The organism is Spirillospora sp. NPDC047279 (assembly GCF_040643285.1).
In the GTDB taxonomy this organism is placed as follows: Bacteria; Actinomycetota; Actinomycetes; order Streptosporangiales; family Streptosporangiaceae; genus Spirillospora.
Genome location: NZ_JBEYUA010000008.1, coordinates 413,056 through 430,533, shown reverse-complemented (window position 1 = coordinate 430,533; position 17,478 = coordinate 413,056). Strand labels below are relative to the sequence as shown.

Below are 17,478 nucleotides of genomic sequence, written 5' to 3'. Positions count from 1 at the left end.
CCAGAAGCCCGCAGCCAACAACGACGCACCACCGAACACCTCCCCTTGTTCATCGGCGCCGCGCTCGAACATCAGCCTGAACCCACCCGCAGCCGGACGACCACTCCAGCTGAAGGCGAACCAGCGCCGCCCAACCAGAACCCCCACGAACCTGAACTGCACTCAACCCACGCCCGCCCCAGCAGACCCCGCGCGAAGCGCGGCAAACATACGCCTGAACGTCGACCACCAGAAGCCCGCAGCCAACAACGACGCACCACCGAACACCTCCCCTTGTTCATCGGCGCCGCGCTCGAACATCAGCCTGAACCCACCCGCAGCCGGGCAACCAGACTGGCTGAAGGGGGTGGCCATGGCCGTTCGACCTCGGCCCAGAGCAATGATCGAAACCTGTGGATCTGTCGGGAAGGGGTGTGCCGTCCCGGATCATTCGATGGTGGTTTCGAGATAAGGCCGATGTTGCAGCGTCGGTCGGGAAGGTACACCCGTGCCGCTCAACGTCGTGCCCGATCTGCCCGCTGACGACGCCACCTCCTCTCCCGCCTCGTCTGGTTCGTTGATCGACGAGATCGTCCGAGAGGGCTCCCGCCGGATGTCGGCCGAGGCCCTCCAGGCCGTGGTGGACGCCTATGTCGCCCAGTTCGCCGACCAGCGCGACGAGCGCGGCCGTCGTCTCGTCGTTCGTAACGGCTGCCACCAGCCGCGCGGGGTCCTGACCGGCGCGGGCGCGGTCGAGATGAAGGCGCCTCGGGTCAACGACAAGCGCGTCGACGCCGACATGGGCGAGCGGCAGTGGTTCTGTTCGGCGATCCTGCCGCCGTGGTGCCGCAAGACCCCGAAGGTCACCGAAGTGCTGCCGCTGCGCGGCCTGTCATCGGGCGACTTCGTGCCCGCGCTCGGTGAGTCCTCGGCTCGACGGCCGGCCTGTCAGCGTCGGTCATCACCAGGCCAACCGAACAGTGGAAGGCCGACCAGCGCGCGTTCGCCGCCCGGGACCTGCCCGGGGTGGACTACGTCTCCCTGTGGGCCGACGGCATCCACGTCAATATCCGGCTGGAGGAGCACAAGCTCTACCTGCTGGTCGTGATCGGAGTTCGGGCGGATGGCCGCAAAGAACTGGTCGCGCTGGCCGACGGTTACCGGGAGTCCACCGAGTCGTGGGCCGGGCTGCTGCGCGACTGCAATCGGCGCGGCATGCGCTCTCCAGTGCTCGCGGTCGGGGACGGCGCGCTCGGCTTCTGGGGCGCGCTACGCGAGGTGTTTCCTGAGGCCCGCGAGCAGAGATGCATATTTCAGAAGATCGCCGACTGTCTGGGGGCGCTGCCGAAGCCCGCGCACTCCGCAGCCAAGAAGCACCTGGCCGAGATCTGGAACGCCGAGGACAAGGCCCATGCCCCGCGCGCGGTGAAGGAGTTCGAAACCGCTTACGGCGTCAAGCGTCCCAAGGCCGTCCCCAAGGTCACGGGCGACCTGGTCGAGCTACTCGCCTTCTGCGACCAGCCCGCCGAGCGCTGGATCCACCTGCGCACCACGAACCCGATCGAGAGCACCTTCGCCACGGTCAGGCATCGCACCAAGGTCACCAAGGATCCCGGCTCGCGGGCCGCCGGCCTGGCCATGGCCTTCGAGCTCGTCGAGTCGGCCCAGGCCCGCTGGCGCCGTCAACGCACCCACCTGGTCGCCCTCGTCCCAGCGGGCGCGGAGTTCAAGAACGGCAAGCTTGTCGAGCGGCCGGAAAGGGTCGCGGCGTGACCTGCCCGCACATCGACGAAGAGCCCGCCGAGCACACCGCTACCGTCGATACTTCCAGTCCCTGGAAGAGGCCGCGGAGGCGGACGAGATCCAGCTGGTGACCACCATCCTGCGCGACGACGATGACCGAGGCCGCGGTCACACGCCACCTGGAGCGCCGAGCCGCCCAGCTGCTGACCTACTCGGCATTCACTACCTTGGCCCAAGCCATGACCACGGTGATCAGGGATCGCCCCTTCCTCATCCGCCGCCTGCGCGAGTGAACCCTGCTCAGAGCGATCGCGCTGGACGAGCCGTGGACCGCCGAAGAGCTCACCACCGCATCCGACTGGTTCCAGCGCACAGCCTCGGCCTCGGCCTCGGCCTCACAAATCGTCACCTCACACCACGCCCTCAGCCTGCTCGCCGAACAGGGACGAACCCGCCGCGTCCGCAACGCGGCAAGCCGCCGACTCCATCAGCCGGAGCCAGCCACGTGGACTTGATCCACAGGTCTTGACAATTCCTCTCGGCCCAGCCGGAGCAGCACTCACACCCACACCCGCACGGACGCGTTGCCGCATTACCGCAGGCGCAGCGGCGGCCAATGCCCATAGCCAGCCTCTATGTCGGCTATGTCGGCCATGTCGGCCTGTCTGTCGACTGCGGCCGCCACGTGGGCTGCGGCGGCCACCGACTGACCGCCTCAGCCGGGCTCGGGCGCCTTCATCTCGCTGGCGACGGTTGAAGGCGTGAGCTCACCAGCCCGTACGAATCGCACATGCCCTCTGGCCCGCATGCCCTCTGGCCCGCATGCCCTCTGGCCCGCATGCCCTCTGGCCCGCATGCCCTCTGGCCCGCATGCCCTCTGGCCAGCATGCCCTCTGGCCAGCATGCCCTCTGGCCAGCAGCCTTCTGGACCAGCGTGCTTCTGGGCCGGCGGTCAGGTGAACGCCGGGCCAGAGCAACACCTACAGGAGGCCAGGACGGCACTCCGCTCGGCCATCCGTCCGAGGCCGCCGGACAAAGCCTCGGGCGTCGCGCGCAGGCGGTTAGACGCCGAGGGAACGGCCGATGATCTCTTTCATGATCTCGGTGGTGCCGCCGAAGATGGTCTGGATGCGGACGTCCTGGTAGGCCTTGGCGATGGGGTATTCGTTCATGTAGCCGTAGCCGCCGTGGAGCTGGACGCAGCGGTCGACGACGGTCTTGAGCATCTCGGTGGTCCAGTACTTGGCCATCGAGGCCTCTTCGGCGGAGAGCTCGCCCTTGATCTCCTTGGCGATGCACTGGTCGACGAAGGCGCGGCTGACGGTGATCTCGGTCTTCATCTCGGCGAGGGTGAAGCGGTTGTGCTGGAACTTGCCGATCGGGCGGCCGAACGCCTCGCGGGTCTTGCAGTACTCGAGGGTCTGCTCGAACGCCGACTCCGAGCCGGAGACGGCGGAGACGGCGATGCAGAGGCGCTCGCGGGCGAGGTTCTGCATGAGGTAGATGAAGCCCATGCCCTCCTCGCCGAGGAGGTTGGCCTTGGGGACGCGGACGTTGTCGAAGAAGAGTTCGGCGGTGTCCTGGGCGTGCATGCCGACCTTGTCGAGGTTGCGGCCGCGCTCGAAGCCGGTCATGCCGCGTTCGACCACGAGGAGGCTGACGCCGCGGGCGCCGGCGGCGGGGTCGGTCTTGGCGGCCACGATAACCAGGTCGGACAGGATGCCGTTGGTGATGAACGTCTTGGAGCCGTTCAGGACGTAGTCGTCGCCGTCCTTGACCGCGGTGGTCTTCATGCCCTGGAGGTCGGAACCGGCGGCGGGCTCGGTCATCGCGATGGCGGTGATCAGCTCGCCGGAGCAGTAGCCGGGCAGCCAGCGGGCCTTCTGCTCGTCGTTGAGGAGCTGGACGAGGTAGCCGCCCACGACGTCGTTGTGCACGGCGAAGCCGGGGCCGGAGGCCGAGGCGCGGGCCAGCTCCTCGTTGAAGATCGTGTAGTAGCGGTAGTCGGTGTTGCCGCCGCCGCCGAACTCCTCGGGCATCTCGATGCCGAGCAGGCCCTGCCGGCCCGCGGCCAGCCACACGTCGCGGGAGACGATCTCGTCCTTCTCCCACTGCTCGTGGTAGGGCGCGATCTCCTTCTGGATGAAGGACCGCACCATGTCGCGGAAGGCCTCGTGCTCCTCGGTGAAGATCTCTCGCGCCATGCGGCCGTACTCCTTGAGTAAGTGGCTCCTGATACAGCATTAATGTAACACTGGAACTGTCACATAGGCAGAGGGGGTGCGATGGAGCTCACGGTCGACGAGCTGGCCGCGCGGGCCGGTGTCAGCGTGCGCACCGTGCGCTTCTACGCCGGACGCGGGTTGCTGCCGCCGCCCCGGTTGCGCGGCCGGACGGGGCTCTACGGTCCGGACCACCTGGCCCGGCTGGAGCTGGTCCGCGAGTTGCAGACGCTGGGCCTGACGCTCGCCGCGATCGAGAAGCACCTCGAGAAGATCCCCCTGGACGCCCAGCCCGAGGATCTGGCCCTGCAACGGGCGCTCCTCTCCCCGTGGGCACCGGAGGAGTCCGAAGAGCTCGACCGTCACGAGCTCGACCGCCGCGCGGGCCGGCACCTGGACGACGAGGCCCTCAAACGGCTGGAGGCCCTGGGCGTCATCGAGATGCTCCCGGCCTCGATCCGCGTGGTGAGCCCGGCGCTGCTGGGCATCAGCGCGGAGCTGGCGGAGCTGCCCATGCCGCTCGACACCCTCATCGCGTCCCACGAGGTGGTGGAGCGCTACACCACCGAGCTGGCGGCCGAGCTCCAGGCCGTTTTCCAGGACACCGTCGTACGCCCCTATCGCGAACGGGGGCGCCCACCCGAGGAACGCGAACAGCTCCTCGAACTCGCCACCAAGCTGAAGCCCCTGATGATCCAGTCACTGGTCACCTCGTTCCAGCGCGCCGTGGACAAGGCCATCCGCCGCACCGTCCCGAACGACTGACCCCCGAGCGGCGGCGACGACCGGGCCGAGCATCCGTGTGATCGCCCGCACCGTGGCCACCGGGTCGGTCCCCAGCTCGTGTCCCGTCGAGGACACGTACCGGCCCGCCACGACTGTGACGCTCTCCCCTACGAACGGCGCCTCCGCCGAGAAGACCTTCAGCAACGGCGGTGTTCCCTCGTAGCGGACGACGGTCGACCAGCCCTCCCGGGCGAGTTCGCCGGCCAGCGCGTCGAGAGCGGCCGGTACGGCCGGTGCGCCCGGGGGCTGATCGCGCACCGGCCGTACGGCCCGTCTCATCGCTCCGCCGCCCTGGCCAGCTCGGTCACCAGCGCGGTCCGCAGTTCGCCGGGCCCGCTCGCGATCAACGTCGGGTCGACGCCCACCGCCGGATCGTGCAGCGTGGCCACCCAGTCACCGGGCAGTCCGTCCCAGCGCACCGCCCTCCAGATCCTGTGGCCGGGGAAGTCGCTGCGGAGCAGAACGAGGGCGTCATGGTCGTTGCGGGGGTCCATCGGAAGCCTCACGTACGTCGATCTCGCGGATTCGTACGGTTACTGTCACAGGCGGCGACTACTCTCCGGAACAGGTCGGACACGATAGATCACGCACCCCGCCCGAGAGCGATCGAACCCCGATCAGGTTCGCCCAGACCTGATCGCCGGCACCCCGGAGCCCCTCCATGCCCGTCCAGTCCGAGCCATCCACCGCCCCCGCCGTCATCACGTTCGCGCGCGAGCTCGAGGCCTGGCGCACGCAGGCCGGGCTCAACAAGAGAGAGCTCGCCAAGGACCTCGGCTACACCGACTCGTACGTCGGTCAGATCGAGCTCTGCAAGAACACCCCGTCACAGGAGTTCGCCGACGACTGCGACACGTTCTTCAAGACCAACGGCCTGTTCCGCCGCCTGCGCGAACGCATCCTCGACACCCGCCACCTCGCCGCCCTCCCACCAGGTTTCGCGCAGTACCTCGGCCACGAAGCCACGGCCGTGTCCATCAAGAACTTCAGCCCGATCCTGGTCCCCGGCCTCCTTCAGACCGAGGACTACGGGCGCGCGGTGCTGAGCGCCAACCAGCGGCCTGAACTCACCGAGCAACTCCTAGAGGAACGTCTCAATCGCCGAAACATCTTGGCCACAGCCCAGGCGTACTTCACCGTGGACGAGGCTGTCCTGCACCGGGTGGTCGGCAATCCAGAAATCATGTGCGCCCAACTCGAGCACATCCTGGAGCTGGCGGGGAGGCCAACCATCTCAATCGATGTCGTCCCGTCGAGCGTCGGCTTCTACCGGGGTCTCAGTGGGATGTTGATCCTCCTTGGAATGGAAGACGGCCGGAGCCTCGCCTACACCGAGGCCTCCGAGGAGGGCATACTGATCGTGGACCCGGCCCGCGTAGCAAGGCACGCCCTGCTGTACGACTCCGTGCGCGGCCACGCGCTATCAGTGCACGAGTCGCCAGTACTGATCAAGCGAGCGATTGAAAGGCTGCGAGGATGCCAAACCTGACCGGCCCCCATTGGCGCAAATCCAGCCACAGCGATCACGCTGGCGAGTGCGTCGAGCTGGCTGACCTCGGCATGTCGGTCACCATCCGCGACTCCAAAGATCCAGAGGGGCCGCACCTGACATGCGACCGCGCCACGTTCTCGGCGTTCGTCGAGAAGCTCCGCAACGGCACATGCTCGTGAGGTGGCAAGGATGACAGACCTGACCGGCGCCCACTGGCGCAGGTCCAGCCGCAGCGACGGCCACGGCGGCGAGTGCGTCGAACTTGCCGATATTGGCAGCTCGGTCGCCGTCCGCGACTCCAAGAATCCAGACGGGCCGCACCTCACATTCGGCCGCGCCACCCTCTCGGCATTCGTCGAGAAGGTCCGCGATGGCTCTTGATCGCGAGGTGACGGGGTGGCGAGGATGACAGACGTGACCGGCGAGCAGTGACGCACGTCCAGCCACCGCGATCACGCGGGCGAGCCCGTCGAGCTGGCCGACCTCGGCATGTCGATCGCCATCCGCGACTCCAAAGATCCAGACCGGCCGCACCTGACACTCGACCGCGCCACCCTCTCGGCATTCGTCGTGGAGATTCGCGACGGCTCCTGATCGAGTGACGGCTACCTGCACTCCGGGGGCCGGAGCCGCGACGGGCGCCTGGCGGGGTGGCTGGGGTCAGGTGTGTCGGTCGATGGGCTTGGAGAGGATTCGGGTCAGTTCCTCGCCTGCTTCTTCGGCTCCGGCGTCTGACAGGCGTTGCAGCTCGCGCAGGTCGCCGGTCGCCACCGCACGCCCTGTGAGCAGGCGTCCGGCGCGTTCGGAGCCCTCGTCCAGCAGTTCGTTCAGCTCGTCCAGGTCGCCGCGGGCGTCGGCCAGGTCCGCCAGGCGGTCCAGGGCGAGTTCGTTGCCCTCGTCGGCCAGCGCGCGCAGGGTGTCCCGGTCCGGGGTCGTGTCCGCCATGCCTCCATGGTGCGACCCTGACCCTGGGGCAGGGTCAAATGCGAGCATGGAGGGGTGCTCACCATCGGCAGGCTGGCCCGGTACGCGGGCGTGACGATCAAGACGATCCGGGTCTATCACGCCAAGGGGCTGCTGGCCGAGCCCGACCGCGACGCCTCCGGTTACCGCCGCTACACGGCCCGGGACGCCGTCGAGCTGATCAAGATCCGCACGCTCGCGGAGGCGGGCGTCCCCCTCGCACGCATCCGAGAGCTCCGCACGGATCCAGGCATCGATCTTCGGAAGGCCCTTCATGACGTCGACGGGGAGCTCACGGCACGGATCCGGGAGCTTCGCCGGACCCAGCGACGCCTGCGGCGCCTCGCCGAGGGCGACGATCTGCTGCCCGAAGGGGTCGGCGACCATCTGGGCCGGCTCCGCGAGTACGGGTTCAGCGAACGCTGGGTGACGCTCCAGGCCGACCTGTGGGTCCTCGTCTTCGCCACCCATCCCGAGACGGCGGCCGAGCTCATGGGCGATCAGGCGCAGATCCTCGCCGAGCCCGCGCTGCGGCAGATCTTTCTCGACTACGACCGCGCCTACGATCTCGATCCCGGCGATCCGTTCGTCCGGGAGCTGGCGGACCGCGCGGTGCGCGCCACCCGCGAGCGGTACGGGAGCGGCGAACTTCCCGGGCAGGACATCACCTCCGACATCCCCGGCCTCATCCAGTCGACCGTCAACGAGGCGTCACCGGCCTGGCGGCGCATCGACGCTCTCATCCGCCGGCAAATCGGCTGAGAGCCCGGGGATCTAGGTGGCCTAGATCGACTTCTCGAACGTGCACCGGGCGCGAGTGCATGATCGAGAAAGGCGATCATGGCCGGGGACTGACGGGGGCCAGTGGTCCGAGTCAAGGTCCTGTGACTGGTGCGACGCCGAGGACCTATGAGGCGACCACGATGCCGCGTGCGACGCCGAGGGACACGAAAGTGCAGGTAGCGGAAGGTGGGCACCTCTGCGCGAGGTGGCGTGAGAGGACTCGGCGGTGCGCGACCTCTCGGGAGTCATTAAATAGACAATGGTATGGAACGAGCCAATTCGACGGTATGTCAAGAATTTTGGCTAAAGTCATGCCGTAGCCGTTCGGTGCGGTTCGGTAACATCCACATACTCGTAAGCCATCTGTGCTAATTCATTAACAGGGAGTTGTGCATGGGGGGCCGCTGCCGACCACTGGTGGCGGCCATGCGCAGAAAGGAGCCGGCGCTGTGGCGGCGTTGCCAGGATTCGACCCGACCGTCCCGAACGATGCGCGGATCCTGGATTACATACTGGGCGGCAAGGACAACTTCTCGGTCGACCGTGAGGCGGCCGAACGGGTCATCGCGCTGGCGCCCGACTTCCGGATGATGGTGGCCCAGGGGCGCCGGTTCCAGCGGCGCGTGGTGCGTTTCCTCGTCGGGGCGGGCGTCAGGCAGTTCATCGACGTCGCGTGCGGGCTGCTGACCCAGGGAGCCGTGCACGAGGTGGCGCACGAGGTGAATCCCCGGACGCGCGTGGCCTATGTGGACAACGACCCGGTGGTGGCGACCCATGCGCGGGCGCTGCTGAAGGGGAATCCGCTGACCGCGTTCGTGGCGTCCGACATGCGCGACACCGACGAGATGCTCGCCGAGCTCGACGCGACGCCGGTCATCGACCTGCGCGAGCCGGTCGCGGTGCTGCTGCACGCGGCGCTGCCGCTCGTGCCCGAGGACGATCTGGCGGCGTCGATCGTCGAACGGATCCGCACCACGATCGCGCCCGGCAGCTATCTGGGCATCAGCCACGCGATCTCCGACTCGCACCCGGTGCAGACCGAGCGGCTTGCCGACCTCTACCAGGACGAGAAGATCGTTCAAGGCTCGGTCCGCCGCCGCAACCTCAGGACCCGGGCCGAGGTCTCCCTCTACTTCGCGCATCTCGACCTGGTCGAGCCGGGCATCGTCAACTTTCCGCTGTGGCGGCCCGAGCCGGACGACCCCCCGATCGACCCCGCGGCGGTCTGGGCCGTCGGGGGCGTGGGGCGCAGACTCTGAGCGGACCCGCGCGTGACGCTTGCCCGCGGCGGGTCAGCACGGGTGCAAGGTCTGGTGATCGCTCCGCCAAACGGTGCACGGGGAGTCGCTGACCAGGTCCTTCTTCGAGATCGTCAACCTCGATTCGAAGGAGGCCAGATGCTCAGCTCGTTCAAGGGCCTGACGTGGGCCGGCGTCGTGACCGCGACGGCCCTCGCCTGTACGGCGCTGGGCGCCGGCTCGGCGTCCGCGGCTCCCGCGCGGTACGCGACGTGGGACCGCGCGGCGGGGACGTTCACCGTGCCGGGCGCGCCTTACCTGTCGGGGGCGTTCACCTCGGACGCCTCGCGGCAGTCGGTGCCGTCGGGCAACTCCTCGTTCCTGAACGAGGACACGCCGTTCGGGAGGGAGTTCGGCAGCTCGCGGGGCCAGGAGTACTTCTTCTTCGGGACCGGGCCCGGCAAGACGCCCTCCACGACCACGCTCACCTTCGACGTGCCGACGCCGGTGGGGAGCTGGGGCTTCGCCCTCGGCGACATCGACGCCGACATCGCGCAGATCGTCGCGATCGGCGCCGACGGCAAGCGGCTCACGGCGGCCGAGCTGGGTTTCCAGGACGCGTTCAACCTGTGCGCCGGCAGTCCGCTGCCGCCCACGTGCAGGGGCACCACCGGGACGGACGTGCCCAGGTGGAACGCCGGGAGCAGCTCCCTGGTCGGCAACGTGACGGACACCGACGGCGCCTCCGGCTGGTTCCGGCCCACGGTGCCCATCAAGGAGCTCAGCGTCGTCTTCAAGTGGCAGTCCGGCATCCCGACCGGCCAGCTCTGGATCGCGGGCCTCCCCCATCAGGCGGACGAGCCGGGCCCCTCGGGCGGGCCGGAGATCGTGATGGAGAAGACCGGCAGGCCCAAGAAGGCCAAGCCGGGCGACATCGTGCACTTCGCGGTGAAGGTCAGCAACATCGGCAACGCCGAGGAGCCCAACGCCCAGTTCACCGACGACCTGTCGGACGTGCTGGACGACGCGCGGTACCGCCACGACGCCAAGGGCGGCGCCGGCGAGGTCGACTACTTCAAGCCGCAGCTCACCTGGCACGGCGCGCTCGGCCCCGGCGACACGGAGACGATCACCTACTCGGTGAAGGTGCGCAGGCCGCCGACCGGCGACGGCAAGCTCCGGAACGTGGTGATCGGGTCCGGGCCGACCATGGGCTGCCCCGGCGGCAAGGGCAAGGGGTGCTCGCCCAAGCCGCGGGTGCGGATCCCGAAGAAGTACATGAACGTGTGCCGCCAGGCCGTCGTCCCGGCCGCCGGAGCGGAGTCGTTCTGCGCTCCGGTGCGGACCGAGAAGTCGCGGACCGAGGAGTACTGACCGGGCCCGAAGCCAGGTCTTGCGAGGAGCCCGCCGGGATCGTGTCCCGGCGGGCTCCCGCGTGTCAGGCGTTCTTCCACTCGCCGCCTTCGTACTGGACGAGGCGCGGGTGGACGAGAGTGTTGATTTCGACGTCGCGGTGCCGGATGTCCCTGGCGAAGACGGTGGCGGCGCGGAGCACGTCGGCGTCCAGGAAGCGCAGCCCGGTCGCCTCGGGGGCGAGCGTGAGCTCCGGGCGGGCGGCGCCGGGCTCGGCGAGGACGTACCCCCAGTCGCCGAAGCTCGGCACGTCCACGTGGTACGGGCTGGTCGCGAAGCCCGCCGCGCGGATGGTCTTCTCGATGCACCAGAACGACTTGGGCGCGAAGTACGGCGAACCCGACTGCACGACCATCCGTCCGCCGGGCGCCAGCAGCCGCTTGACCAGGCCGTAGAACTCGACCGAGTAGAGCTTGGCGGTGGCGACGTCGTCAGGGTCGGGCATGTCGACGATGACCGAGTCGAACCGTTCGGTCTGGCCGCGCAGCCAGGAGAACGCGTCGGCGTTGATCGTGCGGGCGCGGGGATCGGCGAAGGAGTTCTCGTTGAGCTCGGCGATCTCCTTGTAGGAGCGTGCGAGCCGGGTCATCTCCGGGTCGAGCTCCACCAGCGTCGCGCTGCGCACGTCCTTGTAGCGCAGCACCTCGCGCAGGGCGAGGCCGTCGCCGCCGCCGAGGACGAGCACCCGGCCGCGGGCGCCCGACAACGCCGGGTGGACGAGCGACTCGTGGTAGCGGTACTCGTCGACCGACGAGAACTGCAGGTCGCCGTTCAGGAAGAGCCGCAGGTCCGGCCGGCCGGACAGCGCCACCTTCCGAGTGATCACGATCTCCTGGTACGCGGTGCGCTCGGACAGGGCGATCGGGTCGCGGTAGAGCGCCTGGCGGGCGGAGAGCTCGAAGCCGTCGGCCAGCGCGTACGTGCCGATGAGGACGGCCAGCACGGCGGCCATCCCGGCCCAGAGGCCCGCGCGGGCGGCCCGCCCGAGCTGGTGGCGGAAGAGCCACAACACGACCGCGATGCCGGCGACCGCGTTGATCACGCCGACCAGGAGAGCGCCCTTGATGTGCCCGAAGATCGGCAGCAGCAGGAACGGGAAGGCGAGGCCGCCGATCAGCGCGCCCACGTAGTCGGCCGCGAACAGGTCGGCGACCGCGCTGCCCGCGTCCTGCCGCCGGATGCGCTGGAGCAGCGTCATCAGCAGCGGGATCTCGGCGCCGATCAGCGCGCCGACCAGGAAGGCCACCACGACCAGCGCGGGCACGTAGAGGCCGAGCCAGGCGAACGCCGCGTACAGCAGCAGCACCGACAGGCCGCCCATGAGCGCCAGCGCGCCCTCGATGACGGCGAACGCGACGATCGGGCGGCTCTGCAGCGGCTTGGCCGCCAGCGAGCCGACGCCCATCGCGAACACCATGACCGACAGGACGATCGAGGCCTGGGTGACCGAGTTGCCGACCAGGTAGCTGCCGAGCGCGACCAGTGCCAGCTCGTACACCAGCCCGCACGCGGCGCAGGTGAAGACCGCGGCGAGCACCAGGGCCCGCGCGGCGCGCGCCGGCAGCCGCAGCGGCGTCGCCGCCTCGTCCTCCGGCGCCCGCGTCGTCCCGGACCCCGCGGCCGCGCCGCTTTCGGCCGCCGTGCTGGTCTCGGCGGCCGTGCTGGTCTCGGCGGCCGTGCCGGTCTCGGCGGTCGCCTCGTTCGTTTCGGTTGCTTCGGACATCAAGGACCTCCCCCCGGCCGGTCCCGCAACGGGGTCGGTCAGGAAACGGCGCCCGCGACGATCGAGGCCACCGCGATGTCGGCGGCGGCGACCACCCAGCCGGCCGGGTGGATCACGCCGCCCTCGACCAGCGTCGCGCCCAGCTTGCCGGGCGTGCTGAGGTCGAGCAGGTAGAACGCGACGACCATCAGCACGATGCCGAGCAGGCCGAACACGGTCGTGTCGATCAGCCCCTGGCCGAGGTCGTCGTCGCTGGTCACGATCGCGGTGGTGACGATCGCGCCGACGCCGAGCAGCTTGGCCGACAGCAGCAGCGCCGCGCCGCGGTTGCCCTCGGTCCAGATCTGGTGCCCGAGGCGGCCCGGCGTGGTCACCTCCACGACCAGGTAGCCCAGGGCCATCAGGGCGATGCCGAGCGCGCCGTACGCCAGCGTGGCCCCGGCTCCCTCCAGGACGTCGTTCATCCGAAGCTCCTCACTTGCCTGATCCGGGTCCGCCGCCGCGGAAGGAAGCCGTTCCGTTGCGATTCCAGCCACCACTGCCGGGACTCGTCCAGTGGCTGCCGACGTAGGAGTTGTAGCGCCGGTAGCCGCGGTCCGGTCCGTCGACCGTGATGCGGCTGCCCGCGCCGTCGGGGAGCACCCCGACGACCGTCTTCGGGTACTGCAGGAAGATCCCGCCCTGCTGCGCCGCGCCCGCCACCGCGATCGGAGCGGCGGCGGGAACGCCGCCGCCGGCGGAGGTCATCGGCACGGCGGGAACGCTCGTGCCCGCGGCCAGCCCGAGCGCGTTGACCCGGTCGATCGGCTTGAACTTCTTGGCGATCTCTTCGGCGACCTGCTGGGGCGCCTTCGACGCGGAGTAGGTGTCGAGGCTGAGCTTGCGGTACTTCTTGGCGATCCAGCCGTCCGGCTCGCCGTCGCCCTTGACGAGGACGGCCACCAGGACGATGGCGCCGATCACCGCGACGACGATGCCGCCGATCAGCCACTTCTTGTTCACGGTTCGCTCACCAGCCGGCTTCGCGTCATGACGATCTCCCGGGTCTGCGGATAGGCGTGCCAGGTGCGCCAGCCCAGCCCCTGCCGGGCCGCCCGCACGGGGCCGTCCCCCGGCTCCGCGGCGACGGGTTCGAGGGCGAGCGCGGTCACTGCGTACGGGGAGCCCGGGAAGGTCCCGGTCAGGGCGTCCTCCCGGTCGGCGAGCCGGGCGCACAGCTCGTCCACCGCCGCGCCGAAGGCGTCGTCGCCCTCGTGCGTCACGGTGGTCGCGCCGAAGTGGTACGACCAGCCGGCCGACGTCTCGTTCACCACTCCCGGGAGCGGTCCAGGCCGTCCGGGCAGGCACGCCACCGTCTCGCTCACCGGCCCGGCGATCACCTGGTGGGACGCGCCGAGCAGGCGCAGCTCCACGGCCAGCCCGCCGCTCTCGGCGGACAGCACCGCCAGCGCGTCGAGCGCCGGGAGGCCGAACGCGAACGACAGCTCGTCGGCGCGCGTGTCGGTGTACGGGGTACGGAGGGTGGCCAGCAAACGATCAGCTGCCCGGGTAGATGGTCAGGGTTCCGGTGGGCACCCGCTCACCTGTGCCGAGCTCCCACGAGCCGCCGCCGTACCGTTCGAACGACAGGTAGCGGCCGCCCGGGCCCTCGTAGTCGACGTACTCGACCCGGCCGCCGTCGCCGACGCCGGTGGTGCCCTCGCTGCCGTAGTCGGCGGTGCCGTGCTCGTCGCGCCGGTAGTCGACGCCGTCGAGGCTCAGCGTCTTCCTGTCGGGCGTCAGGTCGCCGATCTCGTGCTCGGTCCACCACACGACCTCGAGGTCGGGGTCCTCCTCGACCGAGATCCAGACCTTCACGTCGACGGTGTCGCCGTCCAGGAGGTGCTCGCTCCAGGTGAAGCCGCCCTCGCGCATGCGCAGCGAGCCGCGCACGAAGTAGCGCACGCCGAGGTACTCGATCATGTCGCCGGCCTTGATCGTCCGCGGGTCGCCGCCGACCTCGTCAGCGGCGGCGAACGGGTCGCGCGGGGTGGCGGGCCCGGCCTCGGGCGCGGAGGCTCCGCCGGACGAGCGCCGGCGCACCAGCACAACAATGATCACGACGAGCGCGATCAAAATGAGGGCCAGCAGGATCGGAACGACCGCCCCGCTCATGCCACCTCCACGAATGCCTCAGAATCGCCACGGACCAGCGGATCCTACCGACATCTGACGCTTTACGACATGTGGATCTTCAACTCTGCGTTCCGAACGCACCCACAATCGTGATCAAAACCCTGCCCCGCACCGCCTTCGGGCACCCTCGAATCCGGTCCGCAGCGGGGTCGAACACGGTCCGCAGCGCCCTCAAGCACAGTCCGCAGCACGCACGGTCCGCAGCACGCACGGTCCGCAGCACGCACAGGCACAGTCCGCAGCTCGCTCAAACGCGGGCCGCCGCACACTCAGGCACAGTCCGCAGCACGCTCAAACGCGGGCCGCCGCACACTCAGGCACAGCCCGCAGTCCGCGGCGCGTTCAGAGGCGGGCCGCCGCACGCTCAGGCACAGTCCACGGCGGGGTCAGGGGCTGTCAGAGGCGGGCCGCGGCTTCGGCGACGCGCTCGTCGGTGGCGGTGAAGGCGATGCGCACGTGCCGTTCCCCCGCGGCGCCGTAGAACTCTCCGGGGCCGCCGAGGATGCCGCGTTCGGCCAGGTAGGAGACGGTGTCCCAGCAGGACTCGCCGCGCGTCGCCCACAGGTAGAGGGACGCCTGGGAGTGGTCGATCCGGAAACCGTGGCCCTCGAACGCGGCGCGCAGCACGGCCCGCCGGCGCGCGTACCGTTCGCGCTGCTCGTCGACGTGGGCGTCGTCGTCGAACGCGACGATCATCGCGGCCTGGACCGGCCTGGGCACGATCATCCCCGCGTGCTTGCGGACCTCCAGCAGCCGTTTGACCAGGGCGAGGTCGCCGGTGACGATCCCGGCGCGGTAGCCGGCCAGGTTGGAGCGCTTGGACAGCGAGTTGACCGCCAGCAGCCCGTCGTGCGAGCCCTCGCAGACGTCGGGGTGCAGGATCGAGACCGGCCGGGCGTCGTCCTCCCAGCCGAACTCCAGGTAGCACTCGTCGCTGACGACGATCGAGCCGCGCTCGCGCGCCCAGGCGACCACCTTGCGCAGGTGCTCGGCGGGCAGCACCTTGCCGGTCGGGTTGGACGGCGAGTTCACCCAGACGATCTTCGGCGCCGCCGGGCCGAGCGAGAGCAGGCCGTCGGACGCGACGGACTCGGCCCCGGCGAGCCGGGCGCCCACGTCGTACGTCGGGTAGGCGAGCTCGGGGAACACGACCTGGTCGCCGGGGCCCGCGCCGAGCAGCGTGGGCAGCCAGGCGACCAGCTCCTTGGTGCCGATCACCGGCAGCACCGCGGCCGGGTCGGCCCCGGTCACGCCGAGCCGGCGCCGCAGCCAGCCCGCGACCGACTCGCGCAGCTCGGGCAGGCCGTAGGTCATCGGGTAGCCGGGGGCGTCGGCCGCCGCGGCCAGCGCGGCGCGGATCGGCTCGGGGGTGGGGTCCACCGGTGTGCCGACGGACAGGTCGACGACGCCGCCGGGGTGGCGGCCGGCCAGTTCCTTGTACGGCTCCAGCCGATCCCACGGGAAGTCCGGCAGCGTGAACAAACCTGCTCCTCTCACCGGGGCCGTCGCCCGGCCCCTGAGACGCCCGCAAGGCCGCGACCCCGGGTGTACGGGGTCACGGCCTTGAGGTTACGCAACTGTTCCTCGGTCCCTAGCCGGCGGGACGTCGGGTCGACCCGGGAAGGTCCGTCGTGCGATCAGTCCGCGGTCAGTCCGCGGTCAGTCGTCCTGCGACTGCGGGGGCAGCGCCGCGACGATCGGGTGGTCCTTGTCGATCTTGCCCACCTTGGAGGCGCCGCCAGGCGACCCCAGGTCGTCGAAGAACTCCACGTTGACCTTGTAGAAGTCCTTCCACTGCTCGGGGACGTCGTCCTCGTAGTAGATCGCCTCTACCGGGCAGACCGGCTCGCACGCACCGCAGTCGACGCACTCATCCGGGTGGATGTAGAGCTGGCGCTTGCCCTCGTAGATGCAGTCGACCGGGCACTCTTCAATGCATGCCTTGTCGAGCAGGTCCACACAGGGCTGCGCAATGACGTAGGTCACGTTCGTGACTCCTCTCGGATTTCCCGGCCCCGCCGTTGGCCACGGCTCACCGCAAGCTCGCTGTGAATAGTATTGCCACCACGGCTCAGTCGATTCGACACGGGGGTCCTCACATGTCTGGCCGGTTCACCGCGCGGCTGGTCGTGTCCGTTACCGCCGCAGACGTCGGCCAGCGGGTCTCGCTGCGTCGCCGTCTGCCTACCGGAGAGTACAGCGACGTGGTCGGCGTCCTCGAATCCTGGTCCGGCGGAACGCTCCAGATCCGCCGGCGCACCGGTGAGCTGGTCGAAGTCCCGGAGGCGATCGTGGTGGCGGGCAAGGTCGTGCCGCCCGCTCCCCCGCCCCGCCGCCGCCCGCGCCGCGAGCCCGACGACGACTCCTGACCTCGGGGCCACTGTTCAGTTGGGTTCGGCGGATCAGCCGGGGCCGGCCGTTCAGGTGAGGACGGCGATGAGAACGGCGCCGACGAAGCCGAGCAGAAGCAGCACTTGGACGGCGATCAGCGGCGCCGAGGCCGCCGTCTGGACGTGGAGCGGTCCCCGGTTGCCGCCCGGCATGGCGCGCAGCGCCAGCAGCTCGGCGTCGAAGTCCGGGCTGCGCGTGATCAGCCCGGTGCGCGGGGCGGCCAGGCTGACCCGGTCGGCGTTCCGCGCCTCCATCCGGACGTGCCGCCCGAACAGGCCGTGCATGATCACCAGCCGTTCGACGGTCTCCCAGGCGACCTCGGTGCGTCCCTCGGCGAGCCGGTTGCGCAGGCAGTCCGGCCAGCCCTCGGTGAACCCCCACGCCATGATCACCAGATCGCGGAGCGTGTAGCCAGTGAGGCCGAGCCCGACCAGCAGCGCGGTGGAGGACGGCTGGGCCGCCCCGACCACCAGCAGCGCCGGACCGGCGAGCAGGACGGGCACGGTGACCAGGGCGGAACGGCGCTCCGGCCGCAGCCGCAGCACCGGGCCCTCGGCGCTCAGGCTCATT

Annotated in this window: 20 protein-coding genes and 2 pseudogenes; 11 read left to right on the top strand and 11 right to left on the bottom strand. The window is 69.8% G+C overall.

Annotated features, from left to right (window positions below):
• Positions 1-502 precede the first annotated feature (502 nt).
• A pseudogene (locus ABZ810_RS23170) lies at positions 503-1,752 on the top strand (IS256 family transposase).
• Positions 1,753-1,874: 122 nt separating this feature from the next.
• Positions 1,875-2,015: a hypothetical protein gene (locus ABZ810_RS23165; protein ID WP_358406265.1), complete on the top strand. Its 141-nt coding sequence runs from the start codon at positions 1,875-1,877 to the stop codon at positions 2,013-2,015.
• A gap of 768 nt (positions 2,016-2,783) precedes the next feature.
• On the opposite strand, the gene ABZ810_RS23160 is transcribed toward ABZ810_RS23165, so the two are convergent.
• Positions 2,784-3,926, bottom strand: coding sequence for an acyl-CoA dehydrogenase family protein (locus tag ABZ810_RS23160; RefSeq protein ID WP_358406262.1), 1,143 nt, complete (start codon positions 3,924-3,926; stop codon positions 2,784-2,786).
• 81 nt (positions 3,927-4,007) lie between these two features.
• Between ABZ810_RS23160 and ABZ810_RS23155 the strand changes: the two genes are divergently transcribed.
• Entirely contained in the window at positions 4,008-4,709 is a 702-nt protein-coding gene (locus ABZ810_RS23155) for a MerR family transcriptional regulator (protein WP_358406260.1), read from the top strand.
• Between the two features lie 296 nt (positions 4,710-5,005).
• Here the strand turns inward: ABZ810_RS23155 and ABZ810_RS23150 are convergent, their stop codons facing one another.
• Entirely contained in the window at positions 5,006-5,224 is a 219-nt protein-coding gene (locus ABZ810_RS23150; RefSeq protein ID WP_358406258.1) for a hypothetical protein, read from the bottom strand.
• Between the two features lie 167 nt (positions 5,225-5,391).
• Between ABZ810_RS23150 and ABZ810_RS23145 the strand changes: the two genes are divergently transcribed.
• From ABZ810_RS23145 to ABZ810_RS23130, 4 genes and pseudogenes are all read left to right on the top strand, one after another.
• On the top strand, positions 5,392-6,219 hold the full coding sequence (locus tag ABZ810_RS23145) for a Scr1 family TA system antitoxin-like transcriptional regulator (RefSeq protein WP_358406257.1): 828 nt from the start codon (positions 5,392-5,394) through the stop codon (positions 6,217-6,219).
• Positions 6,207-6,401 (top strand): DUF397 domain-containing protein, encoded by a 195-nt coding sequence (locus ABZ810_RS23140; RefSeq protein WP_358406255.1) that lies wholly within the window; start codon positions 6,207-6,209, stop codon positions 6,399-6,401. Before ABZ810_RS23145 ends, ABZ810_RS23140 begins: the two co-directional genes overlap by 13 nt.
• 10 nt (positions 6,402-6,411) lie before the next feature.
• Positions 6,412-6,603 carry a DUF397 domain-containing protein gene (locus tag ABZ810_RS23135; protein WP_358406253.1) on the top strand — a complete coding sequence of 64 codons (192 nt, stop codon included), beginning with the start codon at positions 6,412-6,414 and terminating at the stop codon, positions 6,601-6,603.
• A gap of 63 nt (positions 6,604-6,666) precedes the next feature.
• Positions 6,667-6,816, top strand: a pseudogene (locus ABZ810_RS23130) (DUF397 domain-containing protein); the annotation flags it as partial.
• A 66-nt stretch (positions 6,817-6,882) separates the two neighbouring features.
• On the opposite strand, the gene ABZ810_RS23125 reads toward ABZ810_RS23130, so the two are convergent.
• Complete coding sequence (locus ABZ810_RS23125) at positions 6,883-7,167, bottom strand: hypothetical protein (protein ID WP_358406251.1); 285 nt, start codon at positions 7,165-7,167, stop codon at positions 6,883-6,885.
• A gap of 54 nt (positions 7,168-7,221) precedes the next feature.
• On the opposite strand from ABZ810_RS23125, the gene ABZ810_RS23120 reads away from it, so the two are divergent.
• From ABZ810_RS23120 to ABZ810_RS23110, 3 genes are all read left to right on the top strand, one after another.
• Complete coding sequence (locus ABZ810_RS23120; RefSeq protein ID WP_358406249.1) at positions 7,222-7,947, top strand: MerR family transcriptional regulator; 726 nt, start codon at positions 7,222-7,224, stop codon at positions 7,945-7,947.
• A 470-nt stretch (positions 7,948-8,417) separates the two neighbouring features.
• Positions 8,418-9,227 carry an SAM-dependent methyltransferase gene (locus tag ABZ810_RS23115; RefSeq protein WP_358406247.1) on the top strand — a complete coding sequence of 270 codons (810 nt, stop codon included), beginning with the start codon at positions 8,418-8,420 and terminating at the stop codon, positions 9,225-9,227.
• 138 nt (positions 9,228-9,365) lie between these two features.
• A complete protein-coding gene (locus ABZ810_RS23110) occupies positions 9,366-10,580 on the top strand; it encodes a hypothetical protein (protein ID WP_358406245.1) in 1,215 nt (404 codons plus the stop codon).
• Positions 10,581-10,644: 64 nt separating this feature from the next.
• Here the strand turns inward: ABZ810_RS23110 and ABZ810_RS23105 are convergent, their stop codons facing one another.
• From ABZ810_RS23105 to fdxA, 7 genes are all read right to left on the bottom strand, one after another.
• Positions 10,645-12,342: a polyamine aminopropyltransferase gene (locus ABZ810_RS23105; RefSeq protein WP_358406244.1), complete on the bottom strand. Its 1,698-nt coding sequence runs from the start codon at positions 12,340-12,342 to the stop codon at positions 10,645-10,647.
• A 38-nt stretch (positions 12,343-12,380) separates the two neighbouring features.
• On the bottom strand, positions 12,381-12,806 hold the full coding sequence (locus tag ABZ810_RS23100; protein WP_358406243.1) for a DUF350 domain-containing protein: 426 nt from the start codon (positions 12,804-12,806) through the stop codon (positions 12,381-12,383).
• Between the two features lie 10 nt (positions 12,807-12,816).
• Positions 12,817-13,344 (bottom strand): DUF4247 domain-containing protein, encoded by a 528-nt coding sequence (locus ABZ810_RS23095; protein ID WP_358406240.1) that lies wholly within the window; start codon positions 13,342-13,344, stop codon positions 12,817-12,819.
• Positions 13,341-13,874: a DUF2617 family protein gene (locus tag ABZ810_RS23090; RefSeq protein ID WP_358406238.1), complete on the bottom strand. Its 534-nt coding sequence runs from the start codon at positions 13,872-13,874 to the stop codon at positions 13,341-13,343. The genes ABZ810_RS23095 and ABZ810_RS23090 overlap by 4 nt, the downstream gene beginning before the upstream one ends.
• 4 nt (positions 13,875-13,878) lie before the next feature.
• A complete protein-coding gene (locus tag ABZ810_RS23085; protein WP_358406237.1) occupies positions 13,879-14,496 on the bottom strand; it encodes a DUF4178 domain-containing protein in 618 nt (205 codons plus the stop codon).
• 417 nt (positions 14,497-14,913) lie between these two features.
• The gene (dapC, locus tag ABZ810_RS23080; RefSeq protein ID WP_358406236.1) at positions 14,914-15,999 is read right to left on the bottom strand and encodes a succinyldiaminopimelate transaminase; all 1,086 of its coding nucleotides are present in this window, start codon (positions 15,997-15,999) and stop codon (positions 14,914-14,916) included.
• A gap of 177 nt (positions 16,000-16,176) precedes the next feature.
• On the bottom strand, positions 16,177-16,503 hold the full coding sequence (gene fdxA / locus ABZ810_RS23075) for a ferredoxin (protein WP_131759039.1): 327 nt from the start codon (positions 16,501-16,503) through the stop codon (positions 16,177-16,179).
• Between the two features lie 113 nt (positions 16,504-16,616).
• On the opposite strand from fdxA, the gene ABZ810_RS23070 reads away from it, so the two are divergent.
• The gene (locus ABZ810_RS23070) at positions 16,617-16,886 is read left to right on the top strand and encodes a hypothetical protein (protein ID WP_358406234.1); all 270 of its coding nucleotides are present in this window, start codon (positions 16,617-16,619) and stop codon (positions 16,884-16,886) included.
• 51 nt (positions 16,887-16,937) lie between these two features.
• Here ABZ810_RS23070 and ABZ810_RS23065 read toward each other — a convergent pair whose 3' ends face one another.
• Complete coding sequence (locus ABZ810_RS23065; protein WP_358406233.1) at positions 16,938-17,477, bottom strand: hypothetical protein; 540 nt, start codon at positions 17,475-17,477, stop codon at positions 16,938-16,940.
• Position 17,478 lies beyond the last annotated feature (1 nt).